Below are 17861 nucleotides of genomic sequence, written 5' to 3'. Positions count from 1 at the left end.
GAAAAAACTCCTCATTTGGCTTCTTTGCTAACGGTATTGAGCAGGAACTTACCGATCAGGTCTTCAAGCACCAGCGACGACTGGGTGTCATGGATGGTGGAACCATCCTTGAGCAGGGTCTCCTCCCCGCCCACGCTGAGGCCAATGTATTTCTCGCCCAACAGGCCAGAGGTCAGGATAGATGCAGTGGAGTCAATTGGCAGATTATCTACCCGCTTTTCCAGCTGCAGCGTGACTCTCCCTGTGAAACTGTCGCGATCCAGATCTATAGCCGTGACCTTGCCGATGGTCACACCGGCCATGGTCACTTTGGATCTGACAGTCAAACCGGCAATATTGTCGAAATACGCATAAAGTTTATAAGTGTCGCCGCTCGCGGCCGGGGACAGTCCACTGACCCGCAAGGCAAGCAGCAGCAAAGCCAGAATGCCAGCCAGCAAGAAAAGGCCGACACCGATTTCCAGGGTGCGGTTTTGCATCAGAAATCTCCAAACATCAAGGCAGTCAGAATAAAGTCGAGGCCGAGAATGGCCAATGAGGCATACACCACGGTCTTGGTGGTGGCACGACTGATCCCCTCGGATGTGGGCTCACAGTCATAGCCTTGAAAAACAGCAATCCAGGTCACTACAAAAGCGAAGACGATGCTTTTAATGATGCCATTGAGCACGTCACCGTTGAACGTCACGCTATTTTGCATGTTCGACCAGTAGGAACCTTCATACACGCCAAGCCAGTCGACAGCCACCCAGGAACCGCCCCAAATCCCCACCACGCTGAAAATCATCGCCAGCACCGGCAGGGAAATGAAACCCGCCCAGAGGCGCGGGGCGATGATGTACTTGAGCGGGTCCACGCCAATCATTTCCAGACTGGAGAGTTGCTCGGTGGACTTCATGTTGCCGATTTCGGCAGTCAAGGCCGAACCCGCACGCCCGGCGAACAGCAAGGCCGTAACCACCGGCCCCAGCTCACGCAGCAACGTCAGCGCAACCATCTGCCCGACCGCCTGCTCCGAACCGTAACCGGACAGGATATTGAAGCCTTGCAGCGCCAGCACCATACCGATGAATATCCCGGAGACCACAATGATCACCAGGGACATCACACCCACCGAGTGCAATTGCTTGACCAGCAAGCCGAAACTGCCTCCAATGCCGCCACGACCGAGCAGAGCATGAAACAGAAACAGCGTCGAACGCCCCAACACCTCGACAATGTCGATAGCTGAGCGACCGAAGAGGCGAACCCTCTCTATTAGTGATTTCTTGCGCATCAGCGCTTCCCCAGAAGATCTGCGCGGTAATCCGGCGCCGGAAAGTGGAACGGTACCGGGCCGTCCGGATCGCCTTTCATGAATTGACGAATGCGCGGGTTGTCGGTGTTCATCAACTCCTCAGGAGTCCCCTGCCCCAACACCTGTCCATCACCGACCACATACAGGTAATCGGCAATGCTCGCGGTTTCGGCCAAATCGTGGGAAACCACAATACTGGTGATCCCCAGCGCGTCGTTGAGCAGACGGATGAGGCGCACCAGCACGCCCATAGCGATAGGGTCCTGCCCGACAAAGGGCTCGTCATACATGAGAATTTGCGGATCGAGGGCAATGGCTCGCGCCAATGCGACGCGACGCTTCATGCCGCCCGACAATTCGTCGGGCATCAGATCGATGGCACCCCGCAGCCCAACCGCCTGCAATTTCAGCAGAACGATGTCGCGGATCATTTCATCGGGTAATTGGGTATGAACGCGCAACGGAAACGCGACGTTCTCGAAAACGTCCAGGTCCGTGAACAGTGCACCGCTCTGAAACAACACGCCCATTTGCTTGCGCGCGTCGAACAGGTCGCTACGCGAAAGCTTCGGCAGATTCTGCCCATTGACCCAAACTTCGCCGCCACTGGGCCGCAACTGCGCACCCATCAGGCGTAACAGTGTGGTTTTGCCGCAGCCGGAAGGTCCCATGATGCCGGTGACCTTTCCCCGCGGAATACGAATATCAACGTTATTGAAGATGCTGCGCGTACCGCGCTTGAAGGACAGTCCCTTCAGCTCGACCGCGTAGGCGTTATCGGCACTCATCTAAACTCCTTGCGATGCAGCCTCTCACTCGGACGCCTGGCTCCCTACCGGAAGCACATACATCCTGGGCAGGCCGAACTGGCGGCGAACTATATCACTGCTGATGCGGAGCGCCCAAGGCCGAAGCCGTGCCAGTTCAGGGTCAAGACAGGCGAAAAGCAGGCAAATAGAACGGTTCAAGGAGTTGTAGCAAAACAATGCCTGACGAACTAGCGTGAGGGAATTGATCATTACCGTTATAATCGCCGCCTTTTCACCAGGGTATACGACTTCTGTCATGAGCCAATCCAGTGACCTGATTCAATCAGCACAACGCACAGTCCGCCTCGAGCTGGAGGCCGTAGAAGGCTTGCTGGCCCATATCGATGCAGACTTCGTACGCGCTTGCGAGATGATTCTGGCCAGCAAAGGCCGCGTGGTTGTGGTCGGCATGGGTAAGTCCGGGCACATCGGCAACAAAATTGCTGCGACTCTGGCCAGCACCGGCACCACGGCATTTTTTGTCCACCCGGCAGAAGCCAGCCACGGTGACATGGGCATGATTACCCGCGATGACATCATCCTCGCGTTGTCCAACTCCGGCTCCACCAATGAAATCGTCACCCTGCTGCCGCTGATCAAGCGCATGGGCATTCAGTTGATCAGCATGACCGGTAATCCTGATTCAGTGCTGGCCAAGACCGCCGAGGTCAATCTAAATGTAAATGTCGAGCACGAAGCCTGCCCGCTGAACCTGGCTCCGACGTCCTCGACCACCGCCGCCCTGGTAATGGGCGACGCATTGGCGGTCGCCTTGCTTGAAGCACGGGGTTTTACCGCCGAAGACTTCGCCTTCTCCCACCCGGGCGGCGCCCTGGGTCGTCGCCTGTTGCTGAAAGTGGAAAACGTCATGCATGCAGGCACGGAACTGCCTCAAGTGCAGCGTGGCACCCTGCTGAAAGAAGCATTGATGGAAATGACCCGCAAAGGTCTTGGCATGACAATGGTGCTTGAGGCCGACGGACGTCTGGCCGGGATTTTCACTGACGGTGATTTGCGTCGCACACTGGATCGCTCCATTGACATCCACAGCGCCACCATCGATGAAGTGATGACCGCCCACGGCAAGACCGCCCGTGCCGAAATGCTCGCAGCCCAAGCCCTGAAGATCATGGAAGACAATAAGATCAACGCACTGGTGGTGGTCGACAGCGATGATCGCCCGGTTGGCGCTTTGAATATGCATGACTTGCTGCGTGCGGGAGTAATGTAATGAATACCGATCTGTTGCAACGCGGCAAAAACATCAAACTGGCGGTTTTCGACGTCGATGGTGTGCTGACTGATGGTCGCCTGTACTTTCTCGAAGACGGCAGCGAGTTCAAAACCTTCAACACCCTCGACGGCCAAGGCATCAAGATGCTGATGGCCACGGGTGTGCAAACGGCTATTATCAGCGGCCGCAAGACCCCAGTGGTCGAGCGTCGCGCGAAAAATCTCGGCATCCCCCATCTTTATCAGGGCCGCGAAGACAAACTGGTCGTACTCGACGAGCTTCTTGCTCAACTCAACCTAAGCTATGAACAAGTCGCCTACCTCGGTGACGATCTGCCCGACCTGCCGGTGATTCGTCGCGTCGGCCTGGGCATGGCTGTTGCCAACGCCGCCAGTTTCGTCCGTGAACATGCGCACGGCATTACACAGGCCCGTGGTGGCGAAGGGGCGGCACGCGAATTTTGCGAGTTGATCCTGCGCGCCCAAGGCAGCCTTGAAGCGGCCAACGCCGCCTACCTGTAGAGTCCCTATGTCGATCAAAAAGATTCGCAACATTTTGATTTTCGGAGTCATCGCCGCCCTGTTCGCGGCCGTTGGCTACTGGAACATCAGCCCGGAACGCTTTATGGAGCGGCCGACGGCGGTCGTCGACGAAAGCGCCATTGACTACTACGCCATCAACGCCCACAGCGTACAGTTCCTGCCCGATGGCAAGTTGCAGTACGAAATGACTTCCGACAAGGTCGAACACCTGAAAGCAACTGAAGTGACGTTGCTGACCAAGCCCGACCTGCAAATGTATCGCGGCACGACATTCCCCTGGCACGTCCAGAGCGAACGCGGCGAGGTCAATCCGGACGGCACTGAAGTTGAATTGATTGATTCAGTACGTATTGCACGTACCGATGAGAAAAACCGCGCGACGATTATTACCAGTAGTCGTATGACTGTATTCCCTCAGAAGCAATATGCGCAGACCGAGCAAGCCGTTAGAATCGACGGCGCCGGTGGCGTGTCTACGGGCAAGGGAATGAAAGCGTATTTGGAAGAAGGCAGGATGCACCTGCTATCGAACGTAAGAGGACAGTATGAGGCTCGTTAAAACCCTCCCTATTTTGCTCAGCCTGAGCGCAGCACTGGGAAGCGTGAGCGCCTGGGCTCTGCCGACTGATAGCCAGCAACCCATCCGCATTCAGGCCGACGACGCCCAACTCGATGACAAACAAGGCATAGCCACTTACAAAGGCGACGTCATCATCACTCAGGGTTCGATGAAGATCACCGGCAATACCGTGACCATCACCCGCACCCCGGCAGGCGAAATCGACGTGGTGACCTCGGTGGGCAACCTGGCTTACTTCGAACAGCTGCAGAAGGCGACAGATCCAAAGCCTGTCCAGGGTTATGCCGTGACCATTCAGTATCACGCCGCGCAAAACCGGATCGTGCTGATCGACAGGGCCAAGGTGATCAACGAAGGCAACACCACCGAAGGCGAAAAAATCGTCTACGACACCGTCAAGCAGGTCGCTAACGCCGGCCGCGCCACCGGCACTTCGGTCACGGCTCCACGCCCGCGGATCGACATGGTCATCCAGCCGAAAAAGAAAACCGACGAGCAGAAGGCCCAGTAATGGCAACTCTGAAAGCTCAGCATTTGGCCAAGAGCTACAAGAGCCGTCAGGTCGTGCGCGACGTCAGTCTGTCCATCGACAGCGGCCAGATCGTCGGCCTGCTCGGCCCTAACGGCGCCGGCAAGACCACCTGTTTCTACATGATTGTCGGACTGGTTCAGGCCGATCAGGGCCGCGTCCTGATCGACGACCTGGATGTCAGCCACCAGCCGATGCACGGTCGTGCACGGGCAGGTATCGGCTATCTTCCGCAAGAAGCATCGATCTTCCGCAAACTGTCGGTAGCCGACAACATCATGGCCATTCTCGAGACCCGCAAGGAGCTCGACAAGGCCGGCCGTCGCAAGGAGCTGGAAAGCCTGCTGCAGGAGTTCCACATCAGCCACATTCGCGACAACCTCGGCATGAGCCTCTCCGGTGGTGAACGCCGCCGCGTGGAAATCGCCCGCGCCTTGGCCACCGCACCGAAGTTCATCCTGCTCGACGAACCTTTTGCCGGTGTGGACCCGATCTCCGTGGGCGACATCAAGCAGATCATTTATCACTTGAAGGCCAAGGGCATCGGCGTACTGATCACCGACCACAACGTCCGTGAAACCCTGGATATCTGCGAGACCGCTTACATCGTCAATGACGGCCAACTGATTGCCGAAGGCGATTCAGAAACCATCCTGGCCAACGAACTGGTCAAGGAAGTGTATCTGGGCCATGAGTTCCGCCTGTAAGCGTTGAGGTGCCTGGCTAGTCGCCAGAGCGTCGGTAGCAATAAGATCCTTTAAAATTTTATTGTTACAGCGCTCTAGGCAAACACTCCAGTTTCAGGCATATAATTTGCTTATGTTTGGCGCTTCGGCGCCCTGTAGTGGATGGCGCATGCGCGCCGGCGAATAAGGTGTTAAGCCCCTGCCATGAAACCATCGCTAGTCTTGAGAATGGGCCAGCAGCTGACGATGACACCGCAGCTGCAACAGGCCATCCGCCTGCTCCAATTGTCGACCCTGGACCTGCAACAGGAAATTCAGGAGGCACTGGAGTCCAATCCGATGCTCGAACGCCAGGAAGAGGGCGACGACTTCGATAACACCGACCCTCTGGCCGACAACGTCGAGCAGAAACCCAACGCAGATGTTCAGGAACCTTCCTACCAGGAATCCGCCCCGACAGTGGATAACCTCGAGGAAGGCGACTGGAACGAGCGTATCCCTAACGAACTGCCGGTCGACACTGCCTGGGAAGATGTCTACCAGACCAGCGCCAGCAGCCTGCCGAGCAACGATGACGACGAGTGGGACTTCACCACCCGCACATCGGCTGGTGAGAGCCTGCAGAGCCATTTGCTCTGGCAACTCAACCTCGCGCCTATGTCCGACACCGATCGCCTGATCGCCGTAACCCTGATCGACTGCATCAACAATCAGGGCTACCTGGACGAGACCCTCGAGGAAATCCTTGAAGCCTTCGACCCGGAACTGGACATCGAACTAGACGAGATTGAAGCCGTCCTGCATCGCATCCAACAATTCGAGCCGGCCGGCATCGGTGCGCGCAACCTGGGCGAGTGCCTGTTGCTGCAACTGCGCCAATTGCCAGCCAAAACACCTTGGCTGACTGAGGCAAAACGCCTGGTCATCGACTTCATCGACCTGCTCGGTAGCCGCGACTACAGTCAGCTGATGCGCCGCATGAAGCTTAAGGAAGACGAGCTGCGCCAGATCATCGAGCTGGTGCAAAGCCTCAACCCGCGCCCGGGCTCGCAAATCGAGTCCAGTGAAGCCGAATACGTCGTCCCTGACGTGATCGTGCGCAAGGACAACGAACGCTGGCTGGTAGAGCTTAATCAGGAATCCGTGCCACGCCTGCGGGTCAACCCGCAGTACGCCGGTTTCGTGCGTCGCGCCGACACCAGCGCCGACAACACCTTCATGCGCAACCAGTTGCAGGAAGCCCGCTGGTTCATCAAGAGCCTGCAAAGTCGCAACGAAACCCTGATGAAAGTTGCCACCCAGATCGTCGAGCATCAGCGCGGCTTTCTCGAGTACGGCGATGAGGCGATGAAACCGCTGGTGCTGCATGACATCGCCGAGGCGGTCGGCATGCACGAGTCGACGATTTCGCGGGTCACCACGCAAAAATTCATGCATACCCCGCGCGGTATCTACGAACTGAAATACTTTTTCTCCAGCCACGTAAGTACCTCTGAAGGCGGTGAATGCTCGTCCACGGCGATCCGCGCGATCATCAAAAAACTGGTTGCCGCGGAAAATCAGAAAAAGCCGTTGAGTGACAGCAAGATCGCTGGTTTACTGGAGGCACAAGGCATTCAGGTAGCCCGCCGCACCGTCGCCAAGTACCGCGAATCCCTTGGAATCGCGCCTTCGAGCGAACGCAAGCGGTTGATGTAACGGGCCACGCCACAGCGTTCCAGGGTGTGTTTGAAAACCCAGAAAGTTTTCGGACACAGCCTAGTGGCAGGCAAACCAGCCTGCCGCCTTATGCACTGGCAACGAAGGAGAAGCTGTATGCAAGTCAACATCAGTGGACACCAACTGGAAGTGACCGAACCTCTGCGCGCCTACATCGGCGAAAAGCTTGAGCGATTGGAAAGGCATTTCGACAAGATCACTAACGTGCAAGTCACGATGACGGTCGAGAAGCTGAAGCAGAAAATCGAAGCTACCTTGCATATCCCCGGCAATGAAGTGGTCGCCAACGCCGAGCATGAAGACATGTATGCGGCGATCGACGCACTCACCGACAAGCTGGATCGCCAACTCAAAAAGCATAAGGAAAAGACCCAAAGTGTCCTCCAGGGCGCAACAGGTCGTTAACACTCCCAACCCATGATCCGACTTGAAAACATCCTGACCCCCGGCCGTTCTTTGGTGAACGTGCCGGGCGGCAGTAAAAAGCGCGCCCTTGAACAAATTGCCAACCTGATCAGCCGCGAAGTGCCGGATCTGGAGATGCAAGATGTCTTCGAGAGTCTGATTGCCCGTGAAAAACTCGGTTCCACCGGTTTTGGCAACGGCATCGCCATTCCCCACTGCCGCCTCAAAGGCTGCGAGTCGCCCATCAGTGCCTTGATGCACCTGGACGCCCCCATAGATTTCGACGCCATCGATGGTGCCCCGGTCGACCTGCTGTTTGTCCTGCTGGTCCCGCAAGCCGCTACCGATGCGCACCTGGAACTGCTCCGGCAGATTGCCAGCATGCTGGACCGCAAGGAAGTGCGCGAAAAACTTCGCAGCGCCGCAACCAATGAAGCCCTGTACCAGGTTGTCCTGGACGAGCAGAACGGTCACTAATCATGCGCTTGATCATCGTCAGTGGCCGCTCCGGCTCGGGTAAAAGCACCGCCCTCGATGTATTGGAGGACAACGGTTACTACTGCATCGACAACCTGCCAGCCGGCCTGCTTCCGGAACTGGCCGAACGCGCGTTGATTCACACTGAACTGGCACAACCGCTGGTTGCGGTTTCCATTGACGCCCGTAACTTGCCCAGCCATTTGTCGCGTTTTCCCGAACTTCTGGAGGAGGTGCGCAGCCGGCACATCCAATGCGACGTGCTGTATCTGGACGCCGACGAAGAAACCCTGCTCAAGCGCTTCTCGGAGACCCGTCGACGCCATCCCCTGAGCAACGCCAATCGATCTCTCGCCGAAGCCATTGACGATGAAACCAACCTGCTTGGGCCGATTGCTGACCTCGCTGATCTGAAGGTCAACACCACCCATCTGAACCTGTATCAGCTGCGCGACACTATCAAGCTTCGCCTGCTGAACCAGCCGGAGCCCGGCACAGCATTTCTGGTCGAATCTTTCGGTTTCAAGCGCGGTATGCCGGTCGACGCCGACCTGGTGTTCGACGTGCGTTGCTTACCCAATCCGTACTGGAAACCGGAGTTGCGCGATCAGTCCGGGCTGGATCAGCCGGTTGCCGACTATCTGGCCGCACAACCGGACGTCGAAGAAATGTTCCAGGATATCTCTACCTATCTGCTGAAGTGGCTGCCCCGTTTTGCCGCCAGCAACCGCGCTTACGTCACCATCGCCATTGGCTGCACCGGCGGGCATCACCGCTCCGTCTACCTGACCGAACGTCTGGGCCAGGCTCTGCAAAAGTCCCTGAAGAACGTCCAGGTTCGCCACCGCGACCTAAGCTAAAGGATCCACACCGCGATGCCCGCTCTGGAAATTGAAATTATCAACAAGCTGGGTTTACATGCCCGAGCATCTGCCAAGTTCGTCGGCGTCGCCGGTCAGTTCAAGGATTGCACGATCAGAGTAGGACGCACGCCCGATTCCACGGTCGACGGTAAAAGCATCATGGCCATGATGATGCTGGCTGCTGGCAAAGGCACCAAAATCCATCTCCTCACTGAAGGTGAGCAAGAGCAGGAAGCGTTAGACGCGTTGGTCGATTTGATCAACCGCTACTTCGACGAAGGCGAGTAAAAGTAGGCTCGCCCTTGTCTACGCAACGCTCCACTACGCCAACGCTGTATCCATCACCATCATCAAACAAAACCCGATGCACAGACCTCCAACAAAAAAAGGCGCGTCACCCATTGGATGACGTGCCTTTTTTTGAAGCTGTGGCCGTTTAGCTACCGGCGACAGTCATCCGCTCGATTAACACCGAACCCGTGCGGATATTGCTGCGCAGTTCCAGGTCATTACCGACCGCGACAATCTGCTGGAACATATCGCGCATGTTGCCGGCAATGGTCACTTCCTGCACAGCGAACTGGATCTCGCCGTTTTCCACCCAGAAGCCCGCAGCACCACGGGAATAATCGCCGGTAACCATGTTCAAGCCCTGGCCCATCAACTCAGTGACCAACAGACCGCGTCCCATCCGACGCAACAACGCAGCCTGGTCTTCGTCGCCATGGGTGACGAACAGGTTATGTACGCCGCCAGCGTTGGCGGTGCTTGGCATGCCCAGTTTGCGACCGGAGTAAGTGCCCAGCACGTAAGAAACCAAATGGCCGTTTTCAACGAAAGGCTTGGCGTAAGTCGCCAGACCGTCGCCATCGAACGCCGAGCTGGCCAGGCCACGCATCAAGTGCGGGCGCTCATCCAGGGTCAACCATTCCGGGAACAACCGCTGACCCAGTGTGCCTTCGAGGAACGACGATTTGCGGTACAGGTTGCCGCCGGAGATCGCCCCGAGGAAGCTGCCGAACAGACCACCGGCCAGTTCTGCGGAAAACAGCACCGGCACTTCGCAGGTGGGAACCGGACGTGACCCCAGACGGCTCGCCGCCCGTTGCGCAGCACGCTGGCCGATGCTGACCGGATCCGCGAGCAATTCGCCCTGGCGATTCACGTCATACCAGTAATCACGCTGCATCTGACCGTCGGCTTCGGCGATCATCACGCAGCTCAGGCTGTGTCGGGTCGACGCGTAACCGCCGATAAACCCGTGACTGTTGCCATACACACGGCAGCCCTGATGGGTGCTCAGGGTGGTGCCATCGGCGTTCTTGATCCGGCTGTCGGTGGCAAACGCTGCCGCTTCACAGGCCAATGCCTGCTCGATGGCTTGTTCCGGCGTGATGTCCCAGGCATGGAACAGGTCGAAATCCGGCAAGTCCTTGGCCATCAAGGCGGCATCAGCCAGACCCGAGCTTTCATCTTCCGAAGTGTGTTTTGCGATGGCCAGAGCGGCGGCGACGGTTTCGCGAATCGCCTCCGGACCGCTGGCCGAGGTGCTGGCCGAGCCTTTGCGCTGGCCGACATACAAGGTGATGCCAAAGCCCTGGTCACGGTTGAACTCAACGGTTTCGACTTCCCGCTGGCGAACCGAGGTCGACAGACCCTGCTCCAGAGACACTGCGACTTCGCAGGCGCTGGCGCCCTGGCGTTTAGCCTCGGCGATGATCTGCTCGACTTGTTCCTGCAGTGCCGGCAAAGCTTGTGGGCCGACGCTTTCTGCTGCACTCATGGTGTTCTCCACTCAAATTCTGCTTTCGGTTAAGGCCTTCGAGCGACCGGGCCGGACAAGCGGCCCCCGACTGGTTATCATGGCGGCGTTTCTTTGCGGACTGCCACCATGGTTGATTCTTACGACGACTCCCTCGACGGGGGAGAAAAAAGCAAATCCCAGGTCAAACGTGAGCTGCATGCTCTGGTTGATCTTGGCGAGCGCCTTACAACACTCAAGCCTGACTTGCTGGCAAAACTACCATTGACCGACGCCTTGCGCCGGGCTCTGAACGATGCGCCCAAGCACACCGCGAATATCGCGCGTAAACGGCACCTCATGTTCATCGGCAAACTGATGCGCGATCAGGACACTGACGCCATTCTGATGTTGCTTGATCAACTCGATGCCTCCACTCGGCAGTACAACGAACGTTTCCACGGCCTTGAACGTTGGCGCGATCGCTTGATCGCGGGCGATGACGGCGTCCTGGAGAAGTTCGTCATCGACTACCCGGACGCGGATCGCCAGCAAATGCGTTCCTTGATCCGTCAGGCCCAGCATGAACTTGCGCAAAGCAAGCCACCTGCTGCCAGCCGAAAAATCTTCAAGTACATCCGTGAGCTGGACGAGACACAACGCGGTCTGCGTTAGTCTTCGACCCCGGGTGGGTTGTACCGCAATGCGGTTCGCCCACCCAAGGCTCCCTCTCAAGCGCCCGTGCCACCCACGGTGATCGCGTCGATTTTCAATGTTGGCTGGCCGACACCCACCGGCACCGACTGCCCATCCTTGCCACACGTCCCCACACCACTATCCAGCGCCAGGTCGTTACCGACCATCGACACTCTGCTCATGGCTTCCGGACCGTTACCAATCAACGTTGCGCCTTTGACCGGCGCGGTAATTTTGCCGTCTTCGATCAAATAGGCCTCGCTGGTGGAGAACACGAACTTGCCGCTGGTGATGTCCACCTGACCACCGCCGAGGTTGGCGCAGTAGATGCCCTTTTTCACCGAGGCAATGATTTCGGCCGGATCGCTTTCGCCCGCGAGCATGTAGGTGTTGGTCATCCGCGGCATCGGCAAGTGCGCGTATGACTCGCGACGGCCGTTGCCGGTACGGGCCACGCCCATCAGGCGGGCGTTGAGCTTGTCCTGCATATAGCCTTTGAGTACGCCGTTTTCGATCAGCGTGGTGCACTCAGTCGGAGTGCCTTCGTCGTCGATGCTCAAGGAGCCACGGCGACCCGCCAGGGTGCCGTCGTCGACGATGGTGCAGAGCTTGGAAGCAACCATTTCGCCCATACGCCCGCTGTAAGCCGAGCTGCCTTTACGGTTGAAGTCGCCTTCCAGACCGTGACCTACCGCTTCATGCAACAGTACGCCAGACCATCCAGAACCGAGAACTACCGGCAAAGTGCCGGCCGGTGCCGGGATCGCTTCGAGGTTGACCAACGCCTGACGCAGCGCTTCACGGGCATAGCCCATGGCGCGGTCTTCGCCGAGGAAGTAACGGTAATCGGTACGCCCGCCACCGCCGTGACCACCGCGTTCGCGGCGACCATTCTGTTCGACGATGACGCTGACATTGAACCGCACCAATGGACGCACGTCAGCCGCCAGGCTGCCGTCGGTGGATGCCACCAGAATCCGCTCCCAGACCCCGGCCATGCTCACCGTGACTTGTTGAATGCGCGGGTCCAGCAACCGGGTCGCAGCATCAACGCGCTTGAGCAACTCAACCTTTTCAGCGCGGCTGATGACCTCCAGCGGATTGTCCGGCGCGTAGAGTTGAGCGACGTCCTGAGTACTGAAAGCCTGCACGGTGCCATTCTGCCCGGCACGGGAGATCGAACGGGCGGCACGGGCGGCCAGGCCCAGGGCTTCGAGGGTGATGGCGTTGCTGTAGGCAAAACCGGTCTTCTCACCCGATTGCGCGCGCACACCAACCCCTTGGTCGAGGTTGAAGCTACCTTCCTTGACGATGCCGTCTTCCAGCGCCCAGGACTCGGAAATCTGCCCCTGGAAATACAGGTCGGCGGCATCGATGCCCGGCCCAGCCAGGTCGCCGAGCACGGCTTGCAGGCTTTCGATGGTCACGCCGCCGGGCGCTAAAAGGTGTTCACTGACTGAGGACAACAACTCGCTCATATGCTTTGCGCCTTAAATTCATTGTTCTGAGACAGGTCGCTGCGCGCCCTGTGAGAAAAAGCGCCGATGGCTCGCCACCGGCATCCGCGCCCTGATGGACGCCTGTTCGCTGCTATCGCGTTCGGCCAGCAGCACGGCCTCGCCTTGATCCTGTTCAGCCAGCACACGCCCCCAAGGGTCGATAATCGCAGCATGACCAAAGGTTTCTCGCGGTCCCGGGTGAGTCCCACCCTGGGCGGCCGCCAACACGTAACACTGAGTCTCGATCGCCCGTGCGCGGATCAGCACTTCCCAATGAGCCGCACCAGTCACCGCAGTAAACGCAGAGGGTGCGGTAATCAACTCGGCACCGGCTGCGCGCAACTCGCTATACAACTCCGGGAAGCGCAAGTCGTAACACACCGTCAGGCCCACTCGGCCGACTGGCGTGTCCGCAACCACTACCGCGTCTCCATGAGCATAGTCATCCGACTCACGATAACGACCGCGATTGTCGGCAACATCCACATCGAACAAATGCAGTTTGTCGTAACGCGCTACCGCCTCACCGTGTTCGTCGATCAACAAGGAGCAAGCGTTGACCTTGCCGCCGGGTTGATCCTTTGGAGGCAACGGCAAAGTGCCTGCCACTATCCATAAGGTGAGGTCACGAGCGGTCTGTTTCAACCAGGGCAGGATCGGGCCGTCACCCAGCGCTTCGGCACGCCCAATGTCGGCGATATCCCGACGGCCCATGGCCGCGAAGTTTTCCGGCAGCACCGCGAGCCGGGCGCCGCCAGCCGCTGCTTGCTCGAGCAAGCGCCGGGCCTGGGCCAGATTGGCCAGCACGTCGCTCTGGCTGACCATTTGAATCACCGCAAGAGACATGGAGCACTCCTTGAAAGGGATGCAGCCATGCTACTCCATAGGCTTGTATCGTGGTTTTTCAAAAAGGCTTGTCGTAGGTGATTTTCGGTTCTTTCCACGGACCCTTGACGTTGTATTTCACGCTGGCGAAACGCGCGACGCGATCACCGATCAGCTTATCGATGAGAAACAACGCACCGCCAATCGCCGGCGCACCGACGATCAAAGCGGCGATCGGCAGGTTGTTGGTCACCGGCAATGTCACCAGCAGCTTGGCATCGACCTGATCGGCGACCAGGTCCAGCGTGCCATTAAGCTCCAGATTGCTCGACGGCCCGGTCAAAGTGATCGGTTCACGGGTCACATACACCCCATTACTGGCCACCAGCAGACCTTTTACCCGATCGTAGCTCAAGCCTTTGCCGAACAGGTCAGAGAAGTCCAGGCGCAAGCGCCGACCGATCGAATTGAAGTTGAGCAGGCCAAACACCCGCAAGGCCTGGGCACCGCCTTCGACCTCGACGAACTGACCTTTGCGCAAGGTTGCATTGAGACTGCCGGAAAAACGCTTGAGCCCGACCCAGGCCGGTGAACCGGGCCAACGACCGTCCACATCCATATGAAATTCTTCGCTGGTCACGGTAGGCGCAAAGCCCCAGCCCTTGAGCACATCTGCAAGATTTTTGCCGCCCAAACGGCCTTTGTACCAACTGTTGCTGGCCCCAGGCAGGCCTTCCCAGCCACCGGTACCCTGCAACACCATGCCCTTGAGGCCCAGATCCAGGTTATTGAGTGCGATACCTTTGGCGGTTGGACGCACCTTGAGCGACCAGGCGCCGATTAGATCATTACCCTGGAACAACTGGCCGATTGAGATATCCAGCGCCGGAATTTTCGTAGGATCGACTGACGCCAGAGGGTCTGGAGAGTTTTCGTCGGCCTGAACCGTCGGATCTACTGCAGGCAAACGTACATATTGCAAATTGATCGCCACTGGCGCGGCCTTGGCGTCGGGGATGCCGACACTACCTTTGGCCTGCTGGCTATCGATCTGCAACGCCCAAGCGTCCGCTTTTCGATTCAACTGCAGCGAAACCTTATCGAGTGTGGTGCCAAATGCGATGAGCTTGCCCACCTGAAAGTCGGCACTGCTCAGCAGTTGCTTGGCGCTGCCACCGGGGTCTTGCCCGGCATAGCGATCGACCAAGGCTTTCCAGGGTTCTACATCAAGCTCGGACAGCGTGCCGCGCACCCGCAAGCCTTTAGCATCCGGCAACACCGCATTGCCAGCGCCCAGAAACAGCTCGCCCCGACCATCGGCAATGCCGCCGCTCGGCGCAGCAAAGGTAAAGTTGGCGAGGTCGCCGTAGTTGACCCAGTAACGCCGCTCAGGCCCTTGCAGGGTCATGCGAAACATGGTGTCTCGGCCTTCACTGGCCTGCATGCCGAAAGGTGCAGGCAAATCCACCGCGACACCTTTGAGACTGGAATTGACCGCGAGCTGGCTTTCAGCTCCGTTGAGCGTCAGCTGCAATTGATAAGGAATGTCGCCGGAAACTGGCAACGGTTGGCTGACTTTCAGCCAGTCAGTGAGTGTCTTCACCGCCACCTGGCCCTTGGCGACGACACGGGTGTTGAGGCTGCCCTCTCTGCCATCAGCAAAAATCTGCGCGGTAATGGGCCGTTCGAAGGCTTGCGCAGTGATGCCCTGCCCACTCAAGCCTTTGCTGCTGTCAAAGCGGAAATCACCCTTGAGCTGAGTCAGCTCAAGCTCTGGCTCGCTCAGCTTCAGGCGTGCCTTGGCGGTTTTGAAGTCCACGAGGATTTTCGGCAACTCACCTTTGGCCAGCGGAATATCCAGTTTCAGCTTGCCCTGCAAATCACCCTCGCCCTGCCAACCGGCAAAGGTCGAGGCGGTACCGATCGGCGCTTCCTGCAGAATTTTCAATCCGTCGCCCAGGCCACCCGCGAATTCGCCATCGAGAAACAGGCGACTGGTTTGGCCAGTGGGCACATGGGGAATATTGACGTAGATATCGCGAACCTGAGTGTCGAGCAATTGCCCCTTGCTGGCCAGGATCCGTACGCCGCTGCCCTCAATGAACACTTCACCGCTGACCTTACTGACGTGCGGCCAACCCGGTTGGAACGCCAATTCGGCGTCATGAACCTTGAAGAACAGGCTGATGCTGCGCGCCCCATCAGGGGCGCCATGGTGCAGCGAGCCCTGGTACTGAAAGAAACCTTCGTCTACCGCGCCTTTGAGAATTGCCGTGCGCAACCACTCATCCAGGGCCGGGCTGAGGACTGCGGGAAGGTACTTGGCGGTATAGCGGCCATCGCCGTCGACCAGGCCGACCCGCAGATCCATGTAGTCTTCCTGGGTGTGATCGAAATGCAGGCGGATCAAAAAATCGCCGGCAATCTTGCCCTCCTCGCCCAGCACTTTCAGGTACGGCGCGATCAGGGTGAAACCTTCTTTGTCGAGCTTCCAGGTCAGCCGCGCATTGGCTTGAATGTACTGCCATGGTTTGGCGAAGAGCGGGTCCAGATGCAAGGAAAAGTCCTTGCTGTCCATGCGCAGCTCGCCTTGCCCCAGATCACCGCTGATGCTGCCACTTACGTTTCGAGCCGCCGGCGCGCCGTGGTAGGCGTTGAAGCCGACCCGATCAAGATTGGCGGCAAAGCTGACGCGCTGGTCGTCGGTCGCCTGCGGGCGGTAGTCGAGCAGCACGTTGCGCAGGATGCCGGTGACTTTAAGATTGTCGATGACCACCGCGACTTTTTCCGGCACCGGTACCAAGGCGTCCAGAACCGGTGTGATCGGGGTGAGATCAAGGCGATCGGCCTGAACATGCCAGCGTTCCTGGGCTTTGTCAGTGGCCGCGAACTGTTGGAGCTGCAGGTGCGACTCCCAGCGGGTTTCGCCAAGGTTCATGGCCAGCGAATCGAGCGACACGTTAAAACCTTCATCGCTGCGCTGGAACCAGGCGTTGAGCGCCAGATTCTCTATCTTGATGGGTTTGCGCTCGGCATAGGCGCCTTTCATTTGTGGCGCATTGAGGCGCACGGCAGCACTTTGCACAGCGCCCTTGCCCCAGCTCAACCAAAGTTCACCACCGGCCTTGAGCTCGGAAAACTTCCACTGCCGGGTCAACCGCATCGGCAGCCAGCGCGACCAGTCACTTTGCGGCAGGCTCAGGTAAGCATCCGCTCTACCCTCGCGCCATTGGCTGGCGCGCAGACGAGTGCGCAAGCTCAGGGCCATGGGCTGGCCGTCAGGCAGGGTCAAACGAGCGTCTAGACGCTGGCGAGATTCGCCGGTTTTGAGGTTCAGGCCGACATACGTCAGGGTCAGCGGGGTGTCATTGAACGGCTGCAAGGTGACCTGGCTGTCCAGTACCGACAGCTGAGTAATCATTTGCATGCGATTGAGCAATTGCTCGGGATCGAAGGACTGATCCTGCTGAACCGGCAATCCTTCAAGCGCCCAATGGCCGTCCTGGTCTTCCTTCAGGCTCACTTTCAGACCGTTGAGTTCGAGATGGGCGATACGGACTTCGCGCGCCAGCAGGCTGGCCCAGACATCCGGCACCACCCGCACGCGATCCAGGCGCAACGCATTGGCGCCCTCGCCGACCATCACATCACGGGCAAGAAGAATCGGCGCCAGACCACTCCAGCTGCCTTCAAGGCTGCCGATGCTCAATGGCATATCCAATGTGTCGCGTGCCTTGGCCTCGACCTCACCGCGATACTCGGCGACCAGCGGAATGAATTCACGGCCAAGGCTGACGTACAGCGCAGTCAACACCAACAACAACGCGCAAAGCCCCAGACTCCAGCGGGTCAAAGCAACGAAAAAGCGTATCAGACGCTCCATGTCAGGTGACCCCCAAAGCGATAGTCATGCAAAACGCTGAAGCCAGCCGCTTCCAATAAAAGTAAAGCATGCCGTT

18 protein-coding genes are annotated in these 17861 nt (G+C 58.3%); 11 read left to right on the top strand and 7 right to left on the bottom strand.

Annotated features, from left to right (window positions below; translation table 11 throughout):
• Positions 1 to 11 precede the first annotated feature (11 nt).
• Genes mlaD through ACN1C3_RS23380 form a run of 3 tightly spaced genes read right to left on the bottom strand, consistent with a single transcriptional unit; the run spans position 12 to position 2085 of the window.
• Entirely contained in the window at positions 12 to 479 is a 468-nt protein-coding gene (gene mlaD, locus ACN1C3_RS23390) for an outer membrane lipid asymmetry maintenance protein MlaD (RefSeq protein ID WP_419118117.1), read from the bottom strand.
• The gene (gene mlaE, locus ACN1C3_RS23385; protein ID WP_419118116.1) at positions 479 to 1276 is read right to left on the bottom strand and encodes a lipid asymmetry maintenance ABC transporter permease subunit MlaE; all 798 of its coding nucleotides are present in this window, start codon (positions 1274 to 1276) and stop codon (positions 479 to 481) included. Before mlaE ends, mlaD begins: the two co-directional genes overlap by 1 nt.
• Positions 1276 to 2085 carry an ATP-binding cassette domain-containing protein gene (locus ACN1C3_RS23380; protein ID WP_419118115.1) on the bottom strand — a complete coding sequence of 270 codons (810 nt, stop codon included), beginning with the start codon at positions 2083 to 2085 and terminating at the stop codon, positions 1276 to 1278. Before ACN1C3_RS23380 ends, mlaE begins: the two co-directional genes overlap by 1 nt.
• A 277-nt stretch (positions 2086 to 2362) precedes the next feature.
• On the opposite strand from ACN1C3_RS23380, the gene ACN1C3_RS23375 reads away from it, so the two are divergent.
• The 10 genes from ACN1C3_RS23375 to ACN1C3_RS23330 all read left to right on the top strand — a co-directional run bounded on the left by ACN1C3_RS23375 (position 2363) and on the right by ACN1C3_RS23330 (position 9429).
• Positions 2363 to 3337, top strand: coding sequence for a KpsF/GutQ family sugar-phosphate isomerase (locus tag ACN1C3_RS23375; RefSeq protein WP_419118114.1), 975 nt, complete (start codon positions 2363 to 2365; stop codon positions 3335 to 3337).
• Entirely contained in the window at positions 3337 to 3861 is a 525-nt protein-coding gene (locus tag ACN1C3_RS23370; RefSeq protein WP_419118113.1) for a KdsC family phosphatase, read from the top strand. Before ACN1C3_RS23375 ends, ACN1C3_RS23370 begins: the two co-directional genes overlap by 1 nt.
• A 7-nt stretch (positions 3862 to 3868) precedes the next feature.
• Positions 3869 to 4441 (top strand): LPS export ABC transporter periplasmic protein LptC, encoded by a 573-nt coding sequence (lptC, locus tag ACN1C3_RS23365; RefSeq protein ID WP_419118112.1) that lies wholly within the window; start codon positions 3869 to 3871, stop codon positions 4439 to 4441.
• Positions 4428 to 4973, top strand: coding sequence for a lipopolysaccharide transport periplasmic protein LptA (gene lptA, locus ACN1C3_RS23360; protein ID WP_419118111.1), 546 nt, complete (start codon positions 4428 to 4430; stop codon positions 4971 to 4973). The genes lptC and lptA overlap by 14 nt, the downstream gene beginning before the upstream one ends.
• A complete protein-coding gene (gene lptB, locus ACN1C3_RS23355) occupies positions 4973 to 5698 on the top strand; it encodes an LPS export ABC transporter ATP-binding protein (RefSeq protein ID WP_419118110.1) in 726 nt (241 codons plus the stop codon). The genes lptA and lptB overlap by 1 nt, the downstream gene beginning before the upstream one ends.
• A 183-nt stretch (positions 5699 to 5881) precedes the next feature.
• Complete coding sequence (locus ACN1C3_RS23350) at positions 5882 to 7375, top strand: RNA polymerase factor sigma-54 (RefSeq protein WP_419118109.1); 1494 nt, start codon at positions 5882 to 5884, stop codon at positions 7373 to 7375.
• Positions 7376 to 7492: 117 nt separating this feature from the next.
• Complete coding sequence (gene hpf, locus ACN1C3_RS23345) at positions 7493 to 7801, top strand: ribosome hibernation-promoting factor, HPF/YfiA family (RefSeq protein WP_150805857.1); 309 nt, start codon at positions 7493 to 7495, stop codon at positions 7799 to 7801.
• Positions 7802 to 7813: 12 nt separating this feature from the next.
• Positions 7814 to 8278, top strand: a complete 465-nt coding sequence (ptsN, locus tag ACN1C3_RS23340) for a PTS IIA-like nitrogen regulatory protein PtsN (protein WP_419118108.1) — start codon at positions 7814 to 7816, stop codon at positions 8276 to 8278.
• Between the two features lie 2 nt (positions 8279 to 8280).
• Positions 8281 to 9138, top strand: a complete 858-nt coding sequence (gene rapZ, locus ACN1C3_RS23335; RefSeq protein WP_419118107.1) for an RNase adapter RapZ — start codon at positions 8281 to 8283, stop codon at positions 9136 to 9138.
• Between the two features lie 15 nt (positions 9139 to 9153).
• Positions 9154 to 9429, top strand: a complete 276-nt coding sequence (locus ACN1C3_RS23330; protein WP_419118106.1) for an HPr family phosphocarrier protein — start codon at positions 9154 to 9156, stop codon at positions 9427 to 9429.
• Between the two features lie 148 nt (positions 9430 to 9577).
• Here ACN1C3_RS23330 and pmbA read toward each other — a convergent pair whose 3' ends face one another.
• Positions 9578 to 10924, bottom strand: a complete 1347-nt coding sequence (pmbA, locus tag ACN1C3_RS23325) for a metalloprotease PmbA (protein ID WP_419118105.1) — start codon at positions 10922 to 10924, stop codon at positions 9578 to 9580.
• A gap of 108 nt (positions 10925 to 11032) precedes the next feature.
• Between pmbA and yjgA the strand changes: the two genes are divergently transcribed.
• Positions 11033 to 11557 (top strand): ribosome biogenesis factor YjgA, encoded by a 525-nt coding sequence (gene yjgA, locus ACN1C3_RS23320; protein WP_419118104.1) that lies wholly within the window; start codon positions 11033 to 11035, stop codon positions 11555 to 11557.
• Positions 11558 to 11613: 56 nt separating this feature from the next.
• On the opposite strand, the gene tldD is transcribed toward yjgA, so the two are convergent.
• From tldD to ACN1C3_RS23305, 3 genes are read right to left on the bottom strand one after another with little or no spacing between them, the layout of a single operon-like run.
• A complete protein-coding gene (gene tldD, locus ACN1C3_RS23315) occupies positions 11614 to 13056 on the bottom strand; it encodes a metalloprotease TldD (RefSeq protein WP_419118103.1) in 1443 nt (480 codons plus the stop codon).
• 18 nt (positions 13057 to 13074) lie between these two features.
• Complete coding sequence (locus ACN1C3_RS23310) at positions 13075 to 13923, bottom strand: carbon-nitrogen hydrolase family protein (protein ID WP_419118102.1); 849 nt, start codon at positions 13921 to 13923, stop codon at positions 13075 to 13077.
• A 58-nt stretch (positions 13924 to 13981) separates the two neighbouring features.
• Positions 13982 to 17785 (bottom strand): YhdP family protein, encoded by a 3804-nt coding sequence (locus ACN1C3_RS23305; protein ID WP_419118101.1) that lies wholly within the window; start codon positions 17783 to 17785, stop codon positions 13982 to 13984.
• Positions 17786 to 17861 lie beyond the last annotated feature (76 nt).

The organism is Pseudomonas sp. H11T01, assembly GCF_048515765.1.
In the GTDB taxonomy this organism is placed as follows: domain Bacteria; phylum Pseudomonadota; class Gammaproteobacteria; order Pseudomonadales; family Pseudomonadaceae; genus Aquipseudomonas.
Note: the sequence above shows the minus strand (reverse complement) of the source record. Positions and strands in the feature narration are given on the sequence as shown.

Bases quoted from the DNA above. Each gene is read 5' to 3' on its own strand.
- mlaD (WP_419118117.1), bottom strand. From the start codon at position 479: ATGCAAAACCGCACCCTGGAAATCGGTGTCGGCCTTTTCTTGCTGGCT.
- mlaE (WP_419118116.1), bottom strand. From the start codon at position 1,276: ATGCGCAAGAAATCACTAATAGAGAGGGTTCGCCTCTTCGGTCGCTCA.
- ACN1C3_RS23380 (WP_419118115.1), bottom strand. From the start codon at position 2,085: ATGAGTGCCGATAACGCCTACGCGGTCGAGCTGAAGGGACTGTCCTTC.
- ACN1C3_RS23375 (WP_419118114.1), top strand. From the start codon at position 2,363: ATGAGCCAATCCAGTGACCTGATTCAATCAGCACAACGCACAGTCCGC.
- ACN1C3_RS23370 (WP_419118113.1), top strand. From the start codon at position 3,337: ATGAATACCGATCTGTTGCAACGCGGCAAAAACATCAAACTGGCGGTT.
- lptC (WP_419118112.1), top strand. From the start codon at position 3,869: ATGTCGATCAAAAAGATTCGCAACATTTTGATTTTCGGAGTCATCGCC.
- lptA (WP_419118111.1), top strand. From the start codon at position 4,428: ATGAGGCTCGTTAAAACCCTCCCTATTTTGCTCAGCCTGAGCGCAGCA.
- lptB (WP_419118110.1), top strand. From the start codon at position 4,973: ATGGCAACTCTGAAAGCTCAGCATTTGGCCAAGAGCTACAAGAGCCGT.
- ACN1C3_RS23350 (WP_419118109.1), top strand. From the start codon at position 5,882: ATGAAACCATCGCTAGTCTTGAGAATGGGCCAGCAGCTGACGATGACA.
- hpf (WP_150805857.1), top strand. From the start codon at position 7,493: ATGCAAGTCAACATCAGTGGACACCAACTGGAAGTGACCGAACCTCTG.
- ptsN (WP_419118108.1), top strand. From the start codon at position 7,814: ATGATCCGACTTGAAAACATCCTGACCCCCGGCCGTTCTTTGGTGAAC.
- rapZ (WP_419118107.1), top strand. From the start codon at position 8,281: ATGCGCTTGATCATCGTCAGTGGCCGCTCCGGCTCGGGTAAAAGCACC.
- ACN1C3_RS23330 (WP_419118106.1), top strand. From the start codon at position 9,154: ATGCCCGCTCTGGAAATTGAAATTATCAACAAGCTGGGTTTACATGCC.
- pmbA (WP_419118105.1), bottom strand. From the start codon at position 10,924: ATGAGTGCAGCAGAAAGCGTCGGCCCACAAGCTTTGCCGGCACTGCAG.
- yjgA (WP_419118104.1), top strand. From the start codon at position 11,033: ATGGTTGATTCTTACGACGACTCCCTCGACGGGGGAGAAAAAAGCAAA.
- tldD (WP_419118103.1), bottom strand. From the start codon at position 13,056: ATGAGCGAGTTGTTGTCCTCAGTCAGTGAACACCTTTTAGCGCCCGGC.
- ACN1C3_RS23310 (WP_419118102.1), bottom strand. From the start codon at position 13,923: ATGTCTCTTGCGGTGATTCAAATGGTCAGCCAGAGCGACGTGCTGGCC.
- ACN1C3_RS23305 (WP_419118101.1), bottom strand. From the start codon at position 17,785: ATGGAGCGTCTGATACGCTTTTTCGTTGCTTTGACCCGCTGGAGTCTG.